10 protein-coding genes and 2 pseudogenes are annotated in these 16727 nt (G+C 68.3%); 1 reads left to right on the top strand and 11 read right to left on the bottom strand.

Annotation, left to right across the window (positions count from 1 at the left end):
- Positions 1–291 precede the first annotated feature (291 nt).
- The 3 genes from AC5P09_RS37425 to AC5P09_RS37435 all read right to left on the bottom strand — a co-directional run bounded on the left by AC5P09_RS37425 (position 292) and on the right by AC5P09_RS37435 (position 7022).
- Positions 292–4812, bottom strand: a complete 4521-nt coding sequence (locus AC5P09_RS37425; protein ID WP_493878162.1) for an AAA family ATPase — start codon at positions 4810–4812, stop codon at positions 292–294.
- Positions 4809–5684, bottom strand: a complete 876-nt coding sequence (locus AC5P09_RS37430) for an endopeptidase (RefSeq protein WP_493878163.1) — start codon at positions 5682–5684, stop codon at positions 4809–4811. Before AC5P09_RS37430 ends, AC5P09_RS37425 begins: the two co-directional genes overlap by 4 nt.
- Before the next feature lie 162 nt (positions 5685–5846).
- A complete protein-coding gene (locus AC5P09_RS37435; protein ID WP_493878164.1) occupies positions 5847–7022 on the bottom strand; it encodes a hypothetical protein in 1176 nt (391 codons plus the stop codon).
- Between the two features lie 511 nt (positions 7023–7533).
- Here AC5P09_RS37435 and AC5P09_RS37440 point away from each other — a divergent pair.
- Positions 7534–8202, top strand: coding sequence for a pentapeptide repeat-containing protein (locus AC5P09_RS37440; RefSeq protein ID WP_493878165.1), 669 nt, complete (start codon positions 7534–7536; stop codon positions 8200–8202).
- Between the two features lie 56 nt (positions 8203–8258).
- Here AC5P09_RS37440 and AC5P09_RS37445 read toward each other — a convergent pair whose 3' ends face one another.
- From AC5P09_RS37445 to AC5P09_RS37480, 8 genes and pseudogenes are all read right to left on the bottom strand, one after another.
- Positions 8259–9023, bottom strand: a complete 765-nt coding sequence (locus tag AC5P09_RS37445) for a TatD family hydrolase (RefSeq protein ID WP_493878166.1) — start codon at positions 9021–9023, stop codon at positions 8259–8261.
- Entirely contained in the window at positions 9007–10278 is a 1272-nt protein-coding gene (locus AC5P09_RS37450) for a hypothetical protein (RefSeq protein WP_493878167.1), read from the bottom strand. Before AC5P09_RS37450 ends, AC5P09_RS37445 begins: the two co-directional genes overlap by 17 nt.
- Positions 10275–11123: a hypothetical protein gene (locus tag AC5P09_RS37455; protein ID WP_493878168.1), complete on the bottom strand. Its 849-nt coding sequence runs from the start codon at positions 11121–11123 to the stop codon at positions 10275–10277. The genes AC5P09_RS37450 and AC5P09_RS37455 overlap by 4 nt, the downstream gene beginning before the upstream one ends.
- A complete protein-coding gene (locus AC5P09_RS37460; protein WP_493878169.1) occupies positions 11123–12250 on the bottom strand; it encodes a P-loop NTPase fold protein in 1128 nt (375 codons plus the stop codon). The genes AC5P09_RS37455 and AC5P09_RS37460 overlap by 1 nt, the downstream gene beginning before the upstream one ends.
- Positions 12219–12848 (bottom strand): KAP family P-loop NTPase fold protein, encoded by a 630-nt coding sequence (locus AC5P09_RS37465; RefSeq protein WP_493878170.1) that lies wholly within the window; start codon positions 12846–12848, stop codon positions 12219–12221. The genes AC5P09_RS37460 and AC5P09_RS37465 overlap by 32 nt, the downstream gene beginning before the upstream one ends.
- Positions 12849–12898: 50 nt before the next feature.
- Positions 12899–14621 (bottom strand): annotated as a pseudogene (locus AC5P09_RS37470) (IS1634 family transposase).
- Between the two features lie 110 nt (positions 14622–14731).
- Positions 14732–15514 (bottom strand): hypothetical protein, encoded by a 783-nt coding sequence (locus tag AC5P09_RS37475; protein WP_493878171.1) that lies wholly within the window; start codon positions 15512–15514, stop codon positions 14732–14734.
- 572 nt (positions 15515–16086) lie between these two features.
- Positions 16087–16671, bottom strand: a pseudogene (locus tag AC5P09_RS37480) (IS701 family transposase); the annotation flags it as partial.
- Positions 16672–16727 lie beyond the last annotated feature (56 nt).

A 16727-nucleotide genomic window follows, 5' to 3' on the forward strand; every position in this document is an offset into this window, starting at 1 on the left:
CAGCTATGCCGTGCACGAAGCCCGGGCACCTTTGCCGGTGTGGGGCTGTTCATGGGCCAGCCCCGGCTTGGGTCGATGCGCTCGACCGGTAACGAGGCTACTCCCGCGATAGGGGCCAGGGGGCTGATTCGCACCGTTCGCTGCGGCAGCGGCGATCGTGCACGCCGGTGCGGTTACGCCCCTGCGAGGTGGACGCTGCGGTGGGCTGCCAAGGGGCGAGGCTTGTGACAGTACTGGATGAGCCGTCGCGCCTTACGGCCCTCCTTGCCAGCGCCACAGGGTTGGGACGGTTCAGGTGTCCTTGAGTGTGGTGTCGCCGCTTGGGGCTTGGAGGTGCACGGTGACAGCGGCCGTTCCCGTGGGACTGCCGACGATGACGGCAGGGGCGGTGCTGCGGTTGGCGGAGCCGGTGGGGAGCACGGCGAGCGAGGTGATCGGTGCGCCGGTGACCAGGCGGAGAACCTCCTGGCCCGTCTGGTAGTCCCACACACGGATGCTGGTGTCGTCCGAGCAGGCGCTGACGAGCAGGTCACGGTCGGCGTCCGGATGAGGCAGGGCAGCGAGGGCGGTGACGGGGCCTTGGTGCCCGGTCAGCGGCACATGGGTTTCTGATCGCGGGGCGAAGGGGTCCCACAGCCGGATCACACCGTCCGATCCGCCGGTGGCCAGGAGGCGGCCGTCGGCGACGGTCAGGCTGCGCACGGCACCGATGCGCTGGGGCAGACCCATGTGCGGAGCGTGGCCGGGGTGCAGCAGGCGCACGGCACGGGTGGTCGCGATGGCCAGCACCGGTGATCTGGTGTCGGGCAGCACGGCTAGCGCCCGCACGGTCGCCTCGACACGCAGCCTCGGCAGGTGGGGGGTGCCGCCGTCAATGGGCAGGTACTCGACACGGGAGTCGCTGATGGCGGCGGCGAGGACGGTCTGCCCGGTTTCCGGGTGGGGGAAGCGGGCCAGCGCCCTGACCCTGCTGCTGGAGTAGCGCGAGGGAAGCAGGACACGCCGTGCGCCTGCTTCCGTGGTGAGTTCGACGCTTCCGTCCGCGTACCCGATGGCGATGCGTTCGGGGCCGTCACACGTGGGTTCGAGAGCGGTCAGTGCGGTGACGTCTTTGTAGGGGCGGTCGTCGGGCGCGGTCAGCACGTGTGCTGCCTGGCCGGTCTGTACGGAGCGCACGGTGATCTCACCGGCACGGCCACCGCTGATGAGGCTGGGTGGCCCGGATGGGTGCGGCAGGAGGGCGACATGGTCTGCCGAGGGATGATCGGTATCGCCGTCGGCGGCCGGCGCCTGCAGGTCCCACAGGCGGATAGTGCGGTCGAACGATGCGGAGGCCAGGAGGGGTTGGTCTTGCGGGCCGGTGAAGACCGTCAGGCCGCGGATCATCTTGGTGTGCTCGGTGGGGAGTTGGCGAACGAGTACACCGGTGTCGGTATCGAAGACGTGGAGAGCGCCGTCGACGCTGCTGCCAGTGACCAGCAGGGGTTCGCCATAGGGGCCGGGGTGCAGGGCCAGGGATGCCACGGGCTGCCGGATCGGCTGGTGTGGGTGCTGGGCTCGGGTCAGCGGGTTCCAGATGCGAACGGACTTCGCGGAGCGGGACGCAATGATCAGCCGTGGTTCGTGGTTATGTGCGGCGAAGCCGACGACGGCGGAGGCTCCCCTGCCCGTGCAGGGCAGCTCGCTGGCGTCGTCGAACGTCAGGGCATCCACGATGGGGACGTAACTGCCGTCCTGGGCAATGGCGAGCAGTGGACCGGCACCCGGCACGGGAATGACGGCGAGTGCGTGGACAAGGGGCCTGCGGTACCTCCAGCCGACATCCTGCTGCCTCTGGAGGCGGCCGATGCTGTGCAGGGGCCGTTGTGTCTGGATGTGGCCGGTGAGGGGGTCCACCAAGAGGAGGTCCTCGGTGGTGGCGACGGCGAGGAGTGTCCATCCGTGTGTGCCACGGCGGCCCCGCCGACGTGCACCGTCGCTGACAGTGGCGACGGCACGGATGCGCCCTGCAAGCAGGGGGTCGGCCGTGCCGGTCTGGGGGTCGCATCGCCACAGACCCTGGTCACTTCCGACGATGAGGGAGGGCTCCCCGCGGCGGTCGTCCAGCACGGTGAGCGCGCGGGTATGGGAGCCCAGCCCTTCCAGGGCGGTGCCGAAGGGGCTGCCGGAGAGGGGGTCCCACAGGGTGAGGTTGCCCCGCTCGTCCGTGGCTGCCAGCACCAGGGAGTCGTCGGTGGTGCGGAAGGTGGCCAGTGCGTAGGGGTTGGCGGGAGTGCCTGCCAGGATGTTGGTGGGCAGATGAAGGTGGTTGAAACGCGGGCGTAGTTGTGGGTACCGCGTCGGGGTGTGTGCCCGTGCGCTGCCGGTGTGCTGGGCGAGGGCCAGGCTGTCGGCTCGGGAGGCGGGGGGTGCGTCGCCGACGAAGGGCTCGATACGGGCCCACGCGGCCAGGTGCCGGATGCGATCGGTGGCGGTGATGGGCAGGCCAAGGGAACCGCGCACATTGTCACGGGTCGCCCAGGGCAGGAAGCGGGCCGGGATGTGGTCGTCGTCGACGGCGTTTCCCAGTGCGGCGTGGGTGATCAGGTGTCGTCGCAGGTAAGGGTGCGGGGGTTGCTCGGGTGCCCTTGGCAGCAGCCGGGCGAAGGCCTGGGTGAGCTGCCGGTGAGCGGTGGTGGTGTCTGCTGTCCCGGTGCCGCCCTGGGTGGGTGTGGCGGAGGTGTCGGTGGGGGCCAGGAGTGTGTGGGGTGCGGTGCGCAGTGTTTCGCTGACGCGTTCGTGGATGGGGCGATAGACGGTTCTGCCGTCTTCCTGGGCGGTTGTCAGGTATCCGGTCAGCCGGCTGTCACGTACCACTTGGCGGATAGCGGCTGCCGCGTCGTCGCAGGGGGGATGCAGGGCGTTCACCGCGGCCGGCCAGATGTCGGCCCACGGCAGGCCCGCCCCCTGGGCGAAGGCGGTGGCGCGCAGGACGGCCAGGAGTTCTTCGGAGGTTGCGTCACCGTGCAGGGCCACGTCGGCGAGGTCTTGGCGAAGCAGTTCGTGCGTTCCCTGTCTCAGCTGGCGGCGCCAGGCTAGGTCGGTGGGCTGAGGCAGGAGGGTGCGGGCGTGCAGTTGCTGGGCGGCGAGCCGGGCGTCCAGAAAGGACGGGGCCACCTCTTCGGCCACCGCTGTGGCGACACGGCTGATGCGGTCGTCGTCGCGATCAAGGAGGCGCGAGCCCGCCTGGGGGTCGGCGTGCAGCAGGGATGCGGTGTAGGCGGCGATGTCGTCCTGTGCGGTGAGGGCGTCGGTACGCACTGCCGGGCCGGCGTCGGTTGCCCGCTGCAGCAGGGCCAGGAGATCACTGCCGGTCGGGTCGGCGGGGGTGGCACTGGAGGAGTCGAGGCTGGCGGGGGCGGGGCTGCGGATGCCGAGGAGGAGTCGGATGAGGGGCTGGCCCTCGGCGCGCAGGGTGGCCAGCGGGCGCAGGACGTCGGTGATGATGCGGCGCGGGTTGCGGGCTTCGTCGATCCCGTCAATCACTACGGTGAGGGGTGTGCCGTTGCTCAGCACGGAGGCGCGGACATAGACGCGCAGTTCCTCAATCGGATCATGACCGGCCGGTGTCGGGCGGCCGGTGAGGGCCTCGTAGAGCGCGGCGGACAGTTCGTGCGGGTCGGTGTTGCGGGCCAGTACTGCCGCGTCTACGGCTCTTTCAGGAACTTGAAGGTGTTCGGGGATGGCGTCGAGGACGGGCCGGTAAGCGTCGTCGGCCCGGAATCGGGGATCGCTGAGTGTAACCAGGCGGGCCAGTAGGGCGCTCTTCCCGGAGCCGGCGGACCCGGTCACGATGAGGACGCCGTCGTCACCGTCCAGAAACTCGATCATGCGGCTGACCAGGGCGGCACGTCCGGTGAAGTACCAGCCCGGGCTGCTGCCGGACATCTGGCCGGTGGCCCGGGAGATCCAGTACTCGTCCAGGTCTGCGCGGTTCCAGCCGACCTGGCTGCGGGCGTCCTCAAGGAGGGTGGTGTCGGTGTAGCCGGGGTTGGGCAGGCAGGGACTCAGGGCGCGGGAGGCGAGTTGGAGGCTGACGCTGTCGCCCGGGGGCCAGATGCGGTGGATGTCCGCCATGGTGGTGCGGTCCCAGATGGCGGCGCGGATCGCATGGAAGTCTTCCCAGCTCAGATGGGAGCGCGCGTATCCGTTGGTCTGGTCTTCGCAGTGCGCGCGGACCGCGGCCAGCAGTGAGGTGAAGGCCTGAAGTCGCGGTCTGGCATCTTCGTTGCCGGCGGTCAGCACGACCAGGGATCCCAAAGCTCGGCGGTCCTCGTCCAGGGCTTTGAGGGTGTCTTGGAGTTCGTCCGTCAGGCGCCCGGAGAAGCAGGAGTCGACCATGACCAGGACGTGCCCGGCGCGGGAGTCGAGGGCAGTGGCGATGAGTTCGGCCGTGGGGAACGCAGTGCCCAGGGGGCGGTTCTCATCCGTGTCGGGCAGCTGCAGAAAATGCTGCCGTCCGCGGGGGGCGAGACCGTGGCCGGTGATGTAGATGACCAGCGCTTCGTCGTCGTCGGCGTCGGCCAGGTCCTGGTCGATCAGAAAGCACCGCAGATCGTGCACGCTGAGCAGCGGCTTAGGCGGGGCGGCAGGAGTGAAGCGCCGTTCGGCTTCCAGGCGTTCGCCCGCCCACCAGTCTTCTACGACCGATACCTGGGCGCTGATGCCGGCGCGGAAGGCCTCCCGTTCGGCCGGGGTGCCGTTGTCGTAGTCGCTGACGGCAATGACGACCAGGCGCCGGTGGAACGTGGACGGGACGTGTTCTTCGGTCATGACCAGCTACGGGTGGCCGCCCGCGCGACCGGGAGGGTGCGCAGGTATGCCTGGGCCGCGTGGGGATCGATGTTGCCGTTGTCGACTTCGACGTCGGTGACGTTGCGGGCGCCCAGGGCCAGACCGGCTGCACCGGTGACGACATCGTCCGGGTCGTAGACGTTGAGCCATTTGATGTGAGCCGGCATGGCGAGCAGCTCCGGCTCCGGAATGTTCATGGCGCGCCGCACCGCGGGGATGCCCAGGGGCGAGCCGCAGGTGACGAAGGTGTGCACGGCGGTTCCGGCGGTGCCGGGAGCAGCGATCTTCTCCTGCCGGATGAGGTCATAGGCGATCACGCTGCCCAGCGAGTGGCCGATGACGACGGTGGCCGTGTCGTCGCTGAACGCCTTGACGGCGTGTTCCTGCACCTCGGAGGCGAGGTTGGGGTGCTTGAGATAGAAGCGGACCTCACGTAGACGGGTGATGAGCTTGCCGACGACGCTGTCAGGGGTGCGCCGGTCGTAGACCATGGCGCGACGGGTGACGCTAGGCGGCAGCTTCGGCAGCCCGAGCGTCGTCGGGTCCAGCTCCTCGGCCAGCGCCCGCTCCTGCGGCGTCAGCAGATCGTCCAGCGCCTCGACGATGAAGGCTTCCTCATCGTCAGTCAGGGCAGTGGAGTCGTCCGGGAAGGAGTCGGACGGGCCGCCCAGCCGGTCCGCGCCCCGTGCCAGGAGCGAGGACCAGTGCGGAATCTCCAGGGTGGGCGTCAGCCGGGGGTCGGTGCGCACCGCGTCCTGCCCGTGCAGGGCGGTGATACCGCGGTTGAGGGCCTTGGTCCAATCTTTGATCAGCTCGCGCCGCGACGTACGGCCCTGCTTGATCCCATGCACTCCGACAATGTGTTGCTGCACCCGTTCCCCCGCCAACTTGCGCCTGCGTCCCTGCCCAACCGCCCGTTTCACCGGCATTGAGGAGCCCACTCTACGGCGGCCGTCGCATGGCCACTGCCTCCTCGCCCCATCCTGGTTATGGACCAGTGGTATCCCGGTGTGTCACGCCGGGCTCAACAGCACCTGTTCCAAGTCCTGCCAGGCTGGAGGCGGTTGGGCTGCTGAGCGCACGACGGTGAGCAGGCGTCCGTCGAGGCAGGCGTCGAAGCGGCCTTCGGCCCGTGCGAGTCGCTCTCGGACACCGGCTTGAGGTGGGGGCTGTTCGGCCAGGACGGCCAGCAGCACCTCGTACTGGGCAGGCCCCAGCGCGTCGGCGGGCACCCAGGTGCCGCGGACGGCAATGTCTGCGAGTTCCGCGTCGAGTGCGGGGGCGGTGTCGTACAGCCGCTGTACCATGCGGCCGGTCCGTGAGAGCGGGTCGGCCCTGGGTGGTGTGGGGGCAGCAACGGGCACCGACATCACCGGCTGCAGCGCGTCCGTGGTGGGCAGCGTGTCGAGCGGCGTGGTGGATGGCGTGGCGGGCGGCGGTTCGGGATCGCCGTCCGGCATCTGCCCCAAGGGGTCCTCCACCGGAAAGCGCCACTGGTCGCCTGCGCTCTGCCGCTTCCAGCGGGCGTCCAGTGCACCGTCCCAGCGTTGGTCCTGAGGAAGGAAGATGTCCACGGCGACGCCGGAGCGACCGATCCAGACCCAGCTCATGAAGTAGGCGTGGTCGCGGTGGGACGCCGACCAGAGAGCGAGTTCCTGCAGTCGCCTCTTCTGCTCGGCGAGCGGCCGCGTCGGCAGGAGAGTCTTGGCGCGGCGATGCCGACCCCGGGCCTCTCCCGCGACGCGGCCGCCAGGCAGATGGAACAGCAAGTCCGGTCTGACACCGCCGTTTTGATAGCCCGACAGCATGCCGCCGGGCAATGCGTCGAAACTGTGCAGGGCGTGCGCCGCGTTGTCCCAGGCGAAGAGGGCTTCGCTGGCCGCCGTCAGCATGCCCAGCCCTGAGCTTTCGGTGACGAAGCCGCGGATATGCCGCGAGCTCGCCACAAATGCCCGGTGATCGACCTGGAGCGGGGCACCGGCGCTGGGGGCATCGAGATAGCTGGCCAGAAGGCGGACCTCGAGCTGCTTGGTCCGGTAGTCGACGACCCGGTTGAGATCGCAGGCGAGCGCGTTGATGTGGATGAGCCGGGCCAGCCCCACCCCCAGGTCACCCTGTCCGACCTGTGTGGCGGTCACCATCGCCCCTTGCACCCGGAACTGCCACACCCGGGCCCGTACGGTGTTCAACGTCGTGTTCCTCCCCGATGCGGTGCACCCGCGTTATGGCGTCTCGCAAGCCGTCACGTCCGATTCTCCCCGCCCTGCAGCCACCCAGGTGTCACGAGGGAGGAGCAGTCACGTGTAGGGCGCGGCGCTCACTGCGTGCCGCACTGGAATACTCGCCCGGGGCAGACGGCGTTGTTCGGTGTGTGAGGAGTCGGGCAGGACCGTGCACCCAGTTGCCCACTCTGACGGCCAGGACTCGCCCTTGTCGGGCGGATTGACGTGTCGGGCCGGCAGGCCGAAGCCGTCATGGTGCACACGGCCCCGAGCGCGCGGTGTGCACCATGACGGCCGGGCACGGTAGAAAGATCGCATGTGGTGGAGGAGGACACGGTGGATCGCTCTGTCAGTCATGGGTGCGGCCTTGCTTGCCGGCGTATTGGCTCTCGTCTTCACTCCTCTCACTCGGCGTCTGACGCGCTGGGTGACAAGCAGCGATTGGTCTTCTCTGGATGCCCCTGGTCGTGCAGCGGCCGTGGGCCAGTTCCGTCTGGCGGTCGTACAGGTGGTCGCCGCTGTCGGGGCCGGCATCGCCCTGACCTATACGGCGCGTACCTTTCGGCTCAGTCGCCGGGGTCAGGTCACTGATCGCTTCACCAAGGCGTTGGAGCGGCTGAGCTCGGACGAGGAGTATGTGCGTATCGGGGGTGTCTTGGCGATGGAGCAGATCGTCCAGGACGCGCCGGATCAGGGCGAGCATGCGGCGCGGGTACTCAATGCCTTCGTGCGCCGTCATGCACCGGACGCTGCGACAACGGCGCTGGATGCAGCGCAGCTGCCGAAGAAGCCGAAGGAGCAGGTCCTGGAGGCGCTGCGTGCGCTGACGGTGAAGCGTTCTCGGTGGGGCGGCCGTCGTAGGCCGGTAGACCTGGCTGGCCTCCATCTGAAGGGTGCAGAGCTCCAAGACGCCTCTTTGCAGGGGGCCCTGCTGAAAGGAGCCACTTTCACCGAGGCGGATCTGCGCGGTGCGAACCTCAAGGGCGCCGATCTGGCGGACACCGATCTCACCCGCGCCGACCTGTCTACCGCGCGGGGGCTGAAGGAGGCGCAGCTCCTCCGGGCGGGGAGTCTGCGCGGATGTCGTCTACCAGGTTCGCTGGCCGGCCGCCCGGAGATCGTCGATCGCGTCGGCGTGAGTGAGTGAACCCCGTGGCGGGCGTATTCTGCCGTCTCTCGTGGCGTGTGCCGGACCGTTTGGGGTCAGGCTTCCAGGGCCCAGTCCGCGATGGGCTCCGGCAGGCGGTCCAGTACCTGCGTTCGGGTGGTCAGTTCACGCAGGTTCTGCCAGAAGCGGCGTCTGATCAGCTGTGGTGTCGTGGCGTGTAGTTGGGCTAGCCGCTGTTCGATCGGCTCGACGACTCCGGGGCGGGTCGCTCGGGTGGTCCGTCTGCTGGCGGGAAAGTCGGTCTCGGGAAGCAGGCGGTGCAAGGGAAGCGCGGTGAGGGCACCGTCTGGCATGGCGGCATTCACCGAGAAGTAGGCGCCCAGGTCAAGGGCCTGTTTCTGCTCGGCGGGGCTGCCCAGGAACCAGTGCAGGATGATGCCCGGATGCGGGTGGCTGGTGAGCAGGTCCATCAGGGGTCCGGTGCGCCCGCTGCTGTGCAGGGAGAGGATGACCGGCTCGTCGCGGGCGGCGTCGAGGATCTGGGTGAGCACGGAGCGCTGCGTGTCGAGGCTGCCGCGGCGGTCGAGTCCGACTTCGCCGATGAGGCAGGTCTGCTTCAGGGTGGTGCGGAACTGCCGTGGGCTGAAGGCCTTGAGCGCGGCCGGTACCGCGGGGTGCGCGCCGGTGCCCCAGACCAGCGTGGTGTCCCTCCGGCGCAGGGCGTGGGTGGTCTCTGCCGGCGTGCGGGTCATGGCGAGCACGACCGCTCCGTGGAGTGCGTCGATCTGGGAGTTGGTGACGTCGGGGGCGATGTGGGCGTGGCAGTCCAGCGCAGGTAGTTCGTCAGGGAAGTGGGACACGGCTCAGTTCCTGGAGGCCTCGCTGGCACAGGTCCACGACGGCGTCGAAGTCGGTCTCGGGGGGCAGATCGCCGACGGCAAGGATATCGGTGTCGTCGATGCCGTTGAGGATGGCCTGCTGGACGTCGTGGACGTCTTTGCGACGGTTGGTGAGCAGCCGCTGGTGCGAGGTGCCCTCTAGGCGGTCAACGAGGTAGACGGTGGGGTCGCGGTAGGGGCCGGCGGTGAAGGACCCGCGGCGTACCAGGCAGGCTACGCACAGGCCGCAGTTGAGGTTCGCGTTGCCGCCCGGATAGCGGGCCCCGTCGAGTTTGCCGCAGGAGAGGGTCTCGGCGGCCGCGGCGAGCAGCGTGGCTCCGGCGCGGTCGTGGGCGCGTGCGAGGAGCTCGCCTTTGGTGCGGTGGAGGTAGGGGTTGGCGATCTGGACGGAGATGTCTGCGCTGGCCAGAAGGGTGTTGAGGCGGCTGAAGGTTCCGGGATGAGTGGACCGGGTGGACAGGGCGCCGCCGCGTGCTGGGGTGAGTGGTGGGTTGATGCTGGTGAATCCGTTCTCGGGCACCGTGATCTGCGGGCTGGCGGCGCTGGCTGCGGTCGCGGCAGCCAGGGCGGCAAACAGCAGGCTCCGGCTGCGTGAAGAGGGCTCCGGGGAGGGGCCGGTCTGGCAGATCTTGGCGCTGAGATGCCGCAGGGGCTGGGGGGCGCGGCTTTGCAGGTAGGAGCGGGCTTTGGTCTGTGCGCTGCGTACTGCGGTGCTGCCGTCGTAGTGGCTCAGATGGATCCGTTGGGTGCCGTCCGTCAGGTGGTCGACGGCGCCGCACAGGGAGTCGAGGCCGCCGCTGAGGAGCATGACGTCGTCGGCCGGTTCCAGGGGAGTCAGGGTGCGGTCGGTGGGCGGGGCGGGTACGGCGTGCAGGTGCCACACATCACCGGTGAGCCAGTGCAGCAGCTCTTCGGTGAGCTGGCCGCACGTACCGTTCCAGGGTTCGGGGTTCACCGTGTGGGCGGTGAGCTCGATCGTCCTGACGAACGTGAGGGGACGGCGGGCCGTGCGATCGGCGAGATAGGCCGATGCCGCGATACGGGCCAGATCTGCCGCGGCCACAGGGGCCCGCCCGATCAGGTCCAGATCCCACCCGAGGGTGCCGGTGACTTCGGCGGTCGGGCCGTCGCCGCGCGTACGGGCCCAGCGCAGGGGTCTGGCAGAGGGTTCGTGCTGATCGGTGTCGTGCGGGAGCACTTCGATGGCAGTGGTCATGAGCGTCGTGCGCGCAGCATGCGCAGTGCCTCCCCGGTCACCTTGGCTGCTGTAGCGGTGAATTCCTGTACGGTCATGCGTCGTGTATCGGGGACGATGAGGCCTTTGAGGCGGCGCTCCAGCCAGGAGCGCAGCCATCGTTGTTTACGGATCGCCTCCTGCGCGGTCAGGTTCCCCTGGGCCTTCTGGGAGCCGAGTTCGACCAGGGAGAGCTCGTAAATCCACTCGGTGACGAGTCCTCGCATGCCCTCCTGAGGTGCGGGCGGCTGGGGATCGAGGAGCACGGCCTTGACCCATCTGGTGGCGGCTTTTCTCAGGGCGGCTTCGTCGGGGTGGCCTGCGTCGCCGAGCACCGCCTGCAGGATGCGGGAGATCTGTGCCCGTGGGCCCATGCTGCGCAGTTCGGCGAGATCGAGGCCGAGTTCCTGCAGCCGGGCTGCGTCGCCGCTGCGCAGCGCGTAGGCGCCGGCAAGGGCAGCGGCCCCACGGGCGGAGCCTTTGACGACCTGCCGTCGTGAACCTGCGCCAGCTCTGCCCGTGGGTGTTTGGGTTCCTGCTCCGGCGCCCCCTCCCCCGCCGCCGCCGCTGCCTCGGGGAGAGGCGAGCAGGGCGGAGAGCGGGTACCCGGCGGCCGATGGCCTTCCGCGGTCCGCGTCGTCCTTCTGCAGGGCCGCGCCGAGAGCGTCGAGGAGATTGTCGAGCGGCTGCTGCTGGTCCTGCGCGGGATCGGAAGGATCCCCATGGCCGGGGCCGGCAGGAGCAGACCCGGGCAGGGCGTCGAAGGCGTCGTGGGCTTCCTGCCAGTCGGACGTGCCGCTGCCGCCGTAGGAGCCGGAGGTGCCCATCAGCGCCCCAGCGCCATCTGCGCTGCTTGCTGCACCGCCGGCTCGATGTCGGTGGCCTCGGCCAGCCGGGGAAGCAGCGCCCGCAGCTCGTCGACGTCGCTGCTGTCGATGTCGACGACGGCCCCGGGCAGGAGGTACTTGCGTATCTCCCACAGACCCTGCGCGATCAGTTGACGCAGCTCGGCTGTGTGGATGGCAATGTGGACGAGGGACTGAACCAGGTGATCGGTTTCCGACTCTCGGCGTGCCCGCTGAATCAGTGCCTGGACGACGGCCTGCTGGTCGGCGACGGGGGCAGCCACGATCTGTGTCTGGGCGTCATTGCGGTGCGGGTCCGAAGCGCTGGCCAGGTCGCTCACCCAGGAGAGCTGCTGCTGTGTCAGGGAGGCCGCGGCAGTAAGACTCACGAGTGACGCGGCCAGGCTCAGATACGGGCCGATCGGGGCGTTGATGAGGTCAGGGTCGGACGCGGCCCACTCCTTGCTCGCTTCGCTGACCTCGTCGGGTTTGTCACGCTGCTCGCCGCGCCCCCAAGCCTGCCAGCGCTGCAGCAGTTCGCTGCGCTGGGCGTCCTGGAGTCCAACGAGCGTCTCGAAGTCCTTGCTGTGGCTATCTTCCAGCAGCATGAGCTTGGCGATCACCGAGGCCTCGATGGCGATGCCGTGCCGCTCGGCGATCCTGGTGCGCAGCGCCCATGCGTTGAGGAACCGCTTGATGCTGCGGGGACTTCCCGAGCGGTGGGCTGACAGGCCGGTGGCGAGACGGCTGGCCAGCCCCACGGTGTCGGCGTCGGGTTCCCACGGCAGGCTCTGCATGTCGGCCAGGACGGGTGACAGGCCCTGAGCACGTCGCTGTTGCGCGTGTCCGATCAGCTGTGTGTACTGCTCTTCCTGCGGACAGCGCCGTTCGGACAGCAGGAGAGTGATGAACGCGGCCGCCTCGTCCGCACTGATGCGCGGGAGCGACAGGGGCAGTTGGACGATTTTTTCCAGGTAGCGCTGCGCAAACTGTTCACCGCGGCCTGTGGCATCGAGGCTGACGGCGATGGACTCCCGCACCATCTCCTGATCAGCCGCCAGCACGAAGGCCACCTTCTCAACCGACAGGAACAGCTTGATGGCCTCCAACGTGGCCATCACCTGCGTCCGGTAGGCACCGGTCGAGGTCGTCCACCAGTACGACCAGCCGCTGCAGCGGAGCCAGGTCCTGAAGCAGCTTGGCGAACTCACTGCGAAAGCCCGCCAGGCTCCTGGCGTTCTCCTTCGATCGGGGCGTGAGTGCTTGGACGAGCTCTTCGGTCTGTGCTACTAGCCTGCCACGAGCCATGCTGGAGGCGACACGTGACCAACTGATGCGCTCCAACAGGTCTTTGACCCGGTCATCGAGTCCTTCATCCGGATAGGTCGTGAGGAGGTCCTGCAGGACTTCACCGATAACGGCGCCGCGCACATCGAACTGGTCGTCAAACTCCCACGGATCGAGGCGAATGACTCGGTAGCCGCTCTGACGGCCAAGCTCGTCCTGCAGCAGGCCCAGAACGGTGGACTTTCCTCCGCCCCAGGGAGCGTTGATCCCGATGGTGACGGGGTCCAGGGAGCGGGACTGCAGGGCAGCCGCGACGGTGTCGACGATTGAGGTGAACCCCAGAAGGCCGACCGTTGTCCTGCGTTCCGCGTAATTCAGCGGCCTAGAGTCACGAATCTTGGGCCTGACCTGCGCGGACATGGGTGAGGGCGCCTGAGAGGCGTTTCTCTAGGCGTTGGTGTTCGTGCTGGTCAGCGGGGTGTGGGTTCGAGGGCGATGATCTGCTTCGGTGTGGGGATGCCGAGCTTGGCCGGGAGGTCGGTCTGGGGCTTGGTGAGGGCGGTGACCTGCCGGAACAGGCCGGTGGGGCCGGTGAAGGTGCCGAGGTGGAGCCGGTCGAGTTCGCGGCGGACGGTCGGCCAGGTCGCGCCGGTGGTGGTCTCGGTGATGCGGATCAGCAACAGGGCGAGCCAGCAGAGGACGACGTGTGCGCGTATGCGTTCCTCGAGGCGGTGATAGACGGGCCGCAGGTCGATGATCTGCTTCATGTCCCGCCAGCCCCGCTCGACTTCCAGGAGTTGCTTGTAACCGAGCGCGATGTCCTCGGCGGACAGGTCGGGGTCGGAGCATCGCAGCAGGTACTTGCCGTCGAGGTTCTCCTCGGCCTTGATCTTCGCGGTGTCGATGCGGAGCTTGCCGGCCGGTGTGGTGCGGAGGTAGCGGTTGAGGCCGGGCTTGTCGGCGATCTTGCCGCGGAGTTCGCCGCGCTTGAACTCGCTGAGCTTGTCGGTGTCTTCGATCAGGAGGGTGAGCTGGGCGACGAGTTGTTCGCGTATGTGCTGGTCACGGGTGGCGGCTTCGGGGTTGTGGCAGATCACGAACCGTTCGGTGTCGGAGATCCGCACCTCCTTGACCCGCATGTTCTGGGCGATCTCGCCGTAACGGCCCTGCCGGGACAGGGCGGCCTTCACCTCCGGACTGCCGGAGCGGAGTTTCTCGCCGACGATGTAGGCGTTCTCGCCCTGGCGGAGGTAGCGGCGGTTGCGTTCGCTGGAGAATCCCCGGTCGGTGACCCACACGATCTTGCTCAGGGTCCAGTCCCGCATGTCGTCCTTGACCTGCCGGATCAGCTTCTGGTCACCGGTGTTGCCGGGCCAGGACCAGACGCGGACCGGGATGCCGTCCCTGGTGACGGCCATTCCGATCACGATCTGCGGAAGGTCGTCGCGGGAGTCCTTCGACTTGCCGAAGGTGCGGAACCCGGCCTGGTCGGCGGGCTCGCCGTCCTCTTCAGCGGTTGGGCGGTCGTCCGTCAGGAGGCGGCCCTTGTCGTCGCGGGCGACGGGCTCATCCGGTCCCTCCAGTTCGAAGTAGGTGCTGGTGGTGTCGAAGAACAGCAGGTCGACCTCGAGGTTGAGGAGGTTCGCGACCTCGTCGAACACCCGCTTCTCCAGGTCGTCCTGGACATCGTGGAGCCAGTCCATCGCCCGGTAGCAGGCGTCGTCGTCGGTGGCCGGCAGGCCGTCGACATGCACGTCGTGCGTGACCCAGTCCGCGGCGGCCAGCTTCGACGACGGGGCCAGGGCCCGGTTCGCGACCATGGAGAACAGCACCCGCTCGGTCACCGACATGTCCCGGCGTCGGCCCCGTTTGGGCTGCCCGCCCGACGATCTTGTCGATCTGCAGCCGCCGCCACAGATGATCGAGGACGTAGGTGCCGCCGAACGGGACCGACGAGACGAACTCCAGGTCACCCGCCGCGGTCGACGCCAGTGCCTCGCCCGGTTCCAGCAGCCGCGATAGAGACGCGACCAGGCGCTTCACCGCGTCCCGGTCGAGGTCGTCCTCACGGCCGAACGAGAACAGCACCTTGGGGACCGCCCGGCCCTTCACCGGATCCCACTCGTTGTGAGCCAGGTGCAGGTACCGGACCGTGCCGGACTTGTTCTCCCGCTTCGTCGTCTTCACATACACGACTCCAGAACATACGGAGCAAGACCAGTTCAGCGCAGGTGAATCCGGAAAATCGCGTCTCTAGGCGAATCCGGCCGTGTCACCAGACTCCAGCCTGCTGACCTGCACCTTCACCTCGGCATGGACTCCAGAACCCCTGAATTGCGCGGAACGCAGGCCCTGGTGACCGCGTCATTGTGCAGCGCGCCGCACGTCTGGCTGTACAGGGCGTCCTGGATCCGCCACCACCGCTCGGTCTGGCTGCACTGGCTGGGGACCTTCCTGCCGGGGTTGTCCCAGCCTGCGTTCTCCCGGACCCACTCCAGTGCCCGCCTGATCTGCAGGATGGACGCGGGGATCTCGCCCATGGTCAGCAGACGCTGCGCCTCTCGCAGGGTCCTGCCGACCTCGTCTCTCTCCGGGTCGCCGAGCGGATACGGTACGGCCATCTCGAACGCCGCGGACGGCCCCAGCTGCGCGAGCTGCTGTTCCCACCGGCTCTTGGCGATGGTGATGTGCACCGTGTCCTGAGCGCTCCCCGGGTAGCCGGGCGCCTGTGGCAGCGTCGCGTTGAGGTCGATCTCGAACCGTACGTCGCCGGTGCGGCCTTCCTCGATCGCATGGACTTGCAGCGACGTCAGCGCGAAGGACAGGTTCACGCGGTGGACGGTGATCTTCGGGGTGTACGCCAGGTTCGCCGTGGTCCGGGCGAGCCGGTGGCGCTGCCCTGTCGTGTCGAAGCCGAACAGGTCCGTCTCAAGGGCGAGGATCTTCCCGGCCTCGATGAAGGGCGACACTCCGACGGCGAGTTGGACGCTCAGCTCGTGGGCTCCCAGCGCGCGCTTCAGCCACGTCTGATCGCTGCTGACCGTTGCGGTGAACCGGATGTCGTCGTCGAAGCGAAGTTCCTGCATAGCTCCCCCAAAGGGACGTGTCGATCACCCGATTCTGCCCGGCGGGACGCCCCACCACCGCCGCTTTTCCAACCGGCCATGAGCTCCGCCGCGCACGCGACGGGCCCCGTCCACGATTCACGGACGGGGCCCGGTTGGTCCTGTGGGGTCCACCGGATCGTGCGGCGGCACGAGGATGAGCTCCCCTGCCACCACCGGGCCGTGCTCAGCGCTCTTCGGGTACCGCACCGCTGACCGGACCGGGGCCTCACGGCCCGGTCTGCGAGCCATGATCGCAAACGCCCCGACAGTACGAACCCCTGCCGCCTCTCAGGACGGCCGCCCACAAAGCAGCAAACCACCCCTGCACTCCATCAGCTACCTGACCTGCGAAAACGCCGCCAAATCCACAGGGGTTCCCGAGGTATCCGCGATATTCCAGCTCGACTACGTATCAGCAACTCGCAGTCCCATGCACCTCTAACCAGAGGTCAACACTCCGCAGTTCAAGCTGGTCAGATCAGCACACCAACTCCTCATGAGAATACAGATCTGCGCCGACTCCCCAGCTCAACACGCCTTCAGCCACCGCACAGAGCCGGGAACTCACACCCCCACCCGGCCAGCTCGTCGAGTGTGTCCAGGGCCAGGCGCCACTTCTCCCGGTGCCCGACCTCATCGGGCACCTGGCAGCGACGTCGGCGTTCGGCATCGCTGTCCCACTCCCTGGGCAGGAACAGCCGCCACTGAAGCGGGACAGAGGAGGCATCGGTGACCGCGTGCACGCTGACCGCCACCTGACAGTTCGCCTGCTTGCCCAAGGCCCCGCAGTACTGGTGCGCGACGGCGACCGACATTCGGCCGTCCTTGGGAAACGACACGTCGTCGACCGCCCAGGCTTCCGGGCCGATCAGCGGCACCATCCGTTCCGCGATCCGCCGCCGCACCGGCACCGGATCCCAGGTCGACTGGTTCACGAACTGCTGCAAGTTCTGCTCGTTGCCGTCCGGCAGCCGCGACGCCATGGCCTGGATCGACTTGCGGCGACCCTCCACCATCAGTCCCCGCAGATAGCAGTCGCCCTTGGCCCGCTGGTCCTTGCGCGGCACCGAGGCGAACACATCAGCCACGAATAACGCCAACTTCGCCCGAGCCCGGTTCACTTCATGTGCGTCCACACCTTCAGCGTTCCCCCAGACAGGACCGACAGGCAGACGTAACGGAGTCCTACTAG

It is taken from the genome of Streptomyces sp. a15 (genome assembly GCF_059026085.1).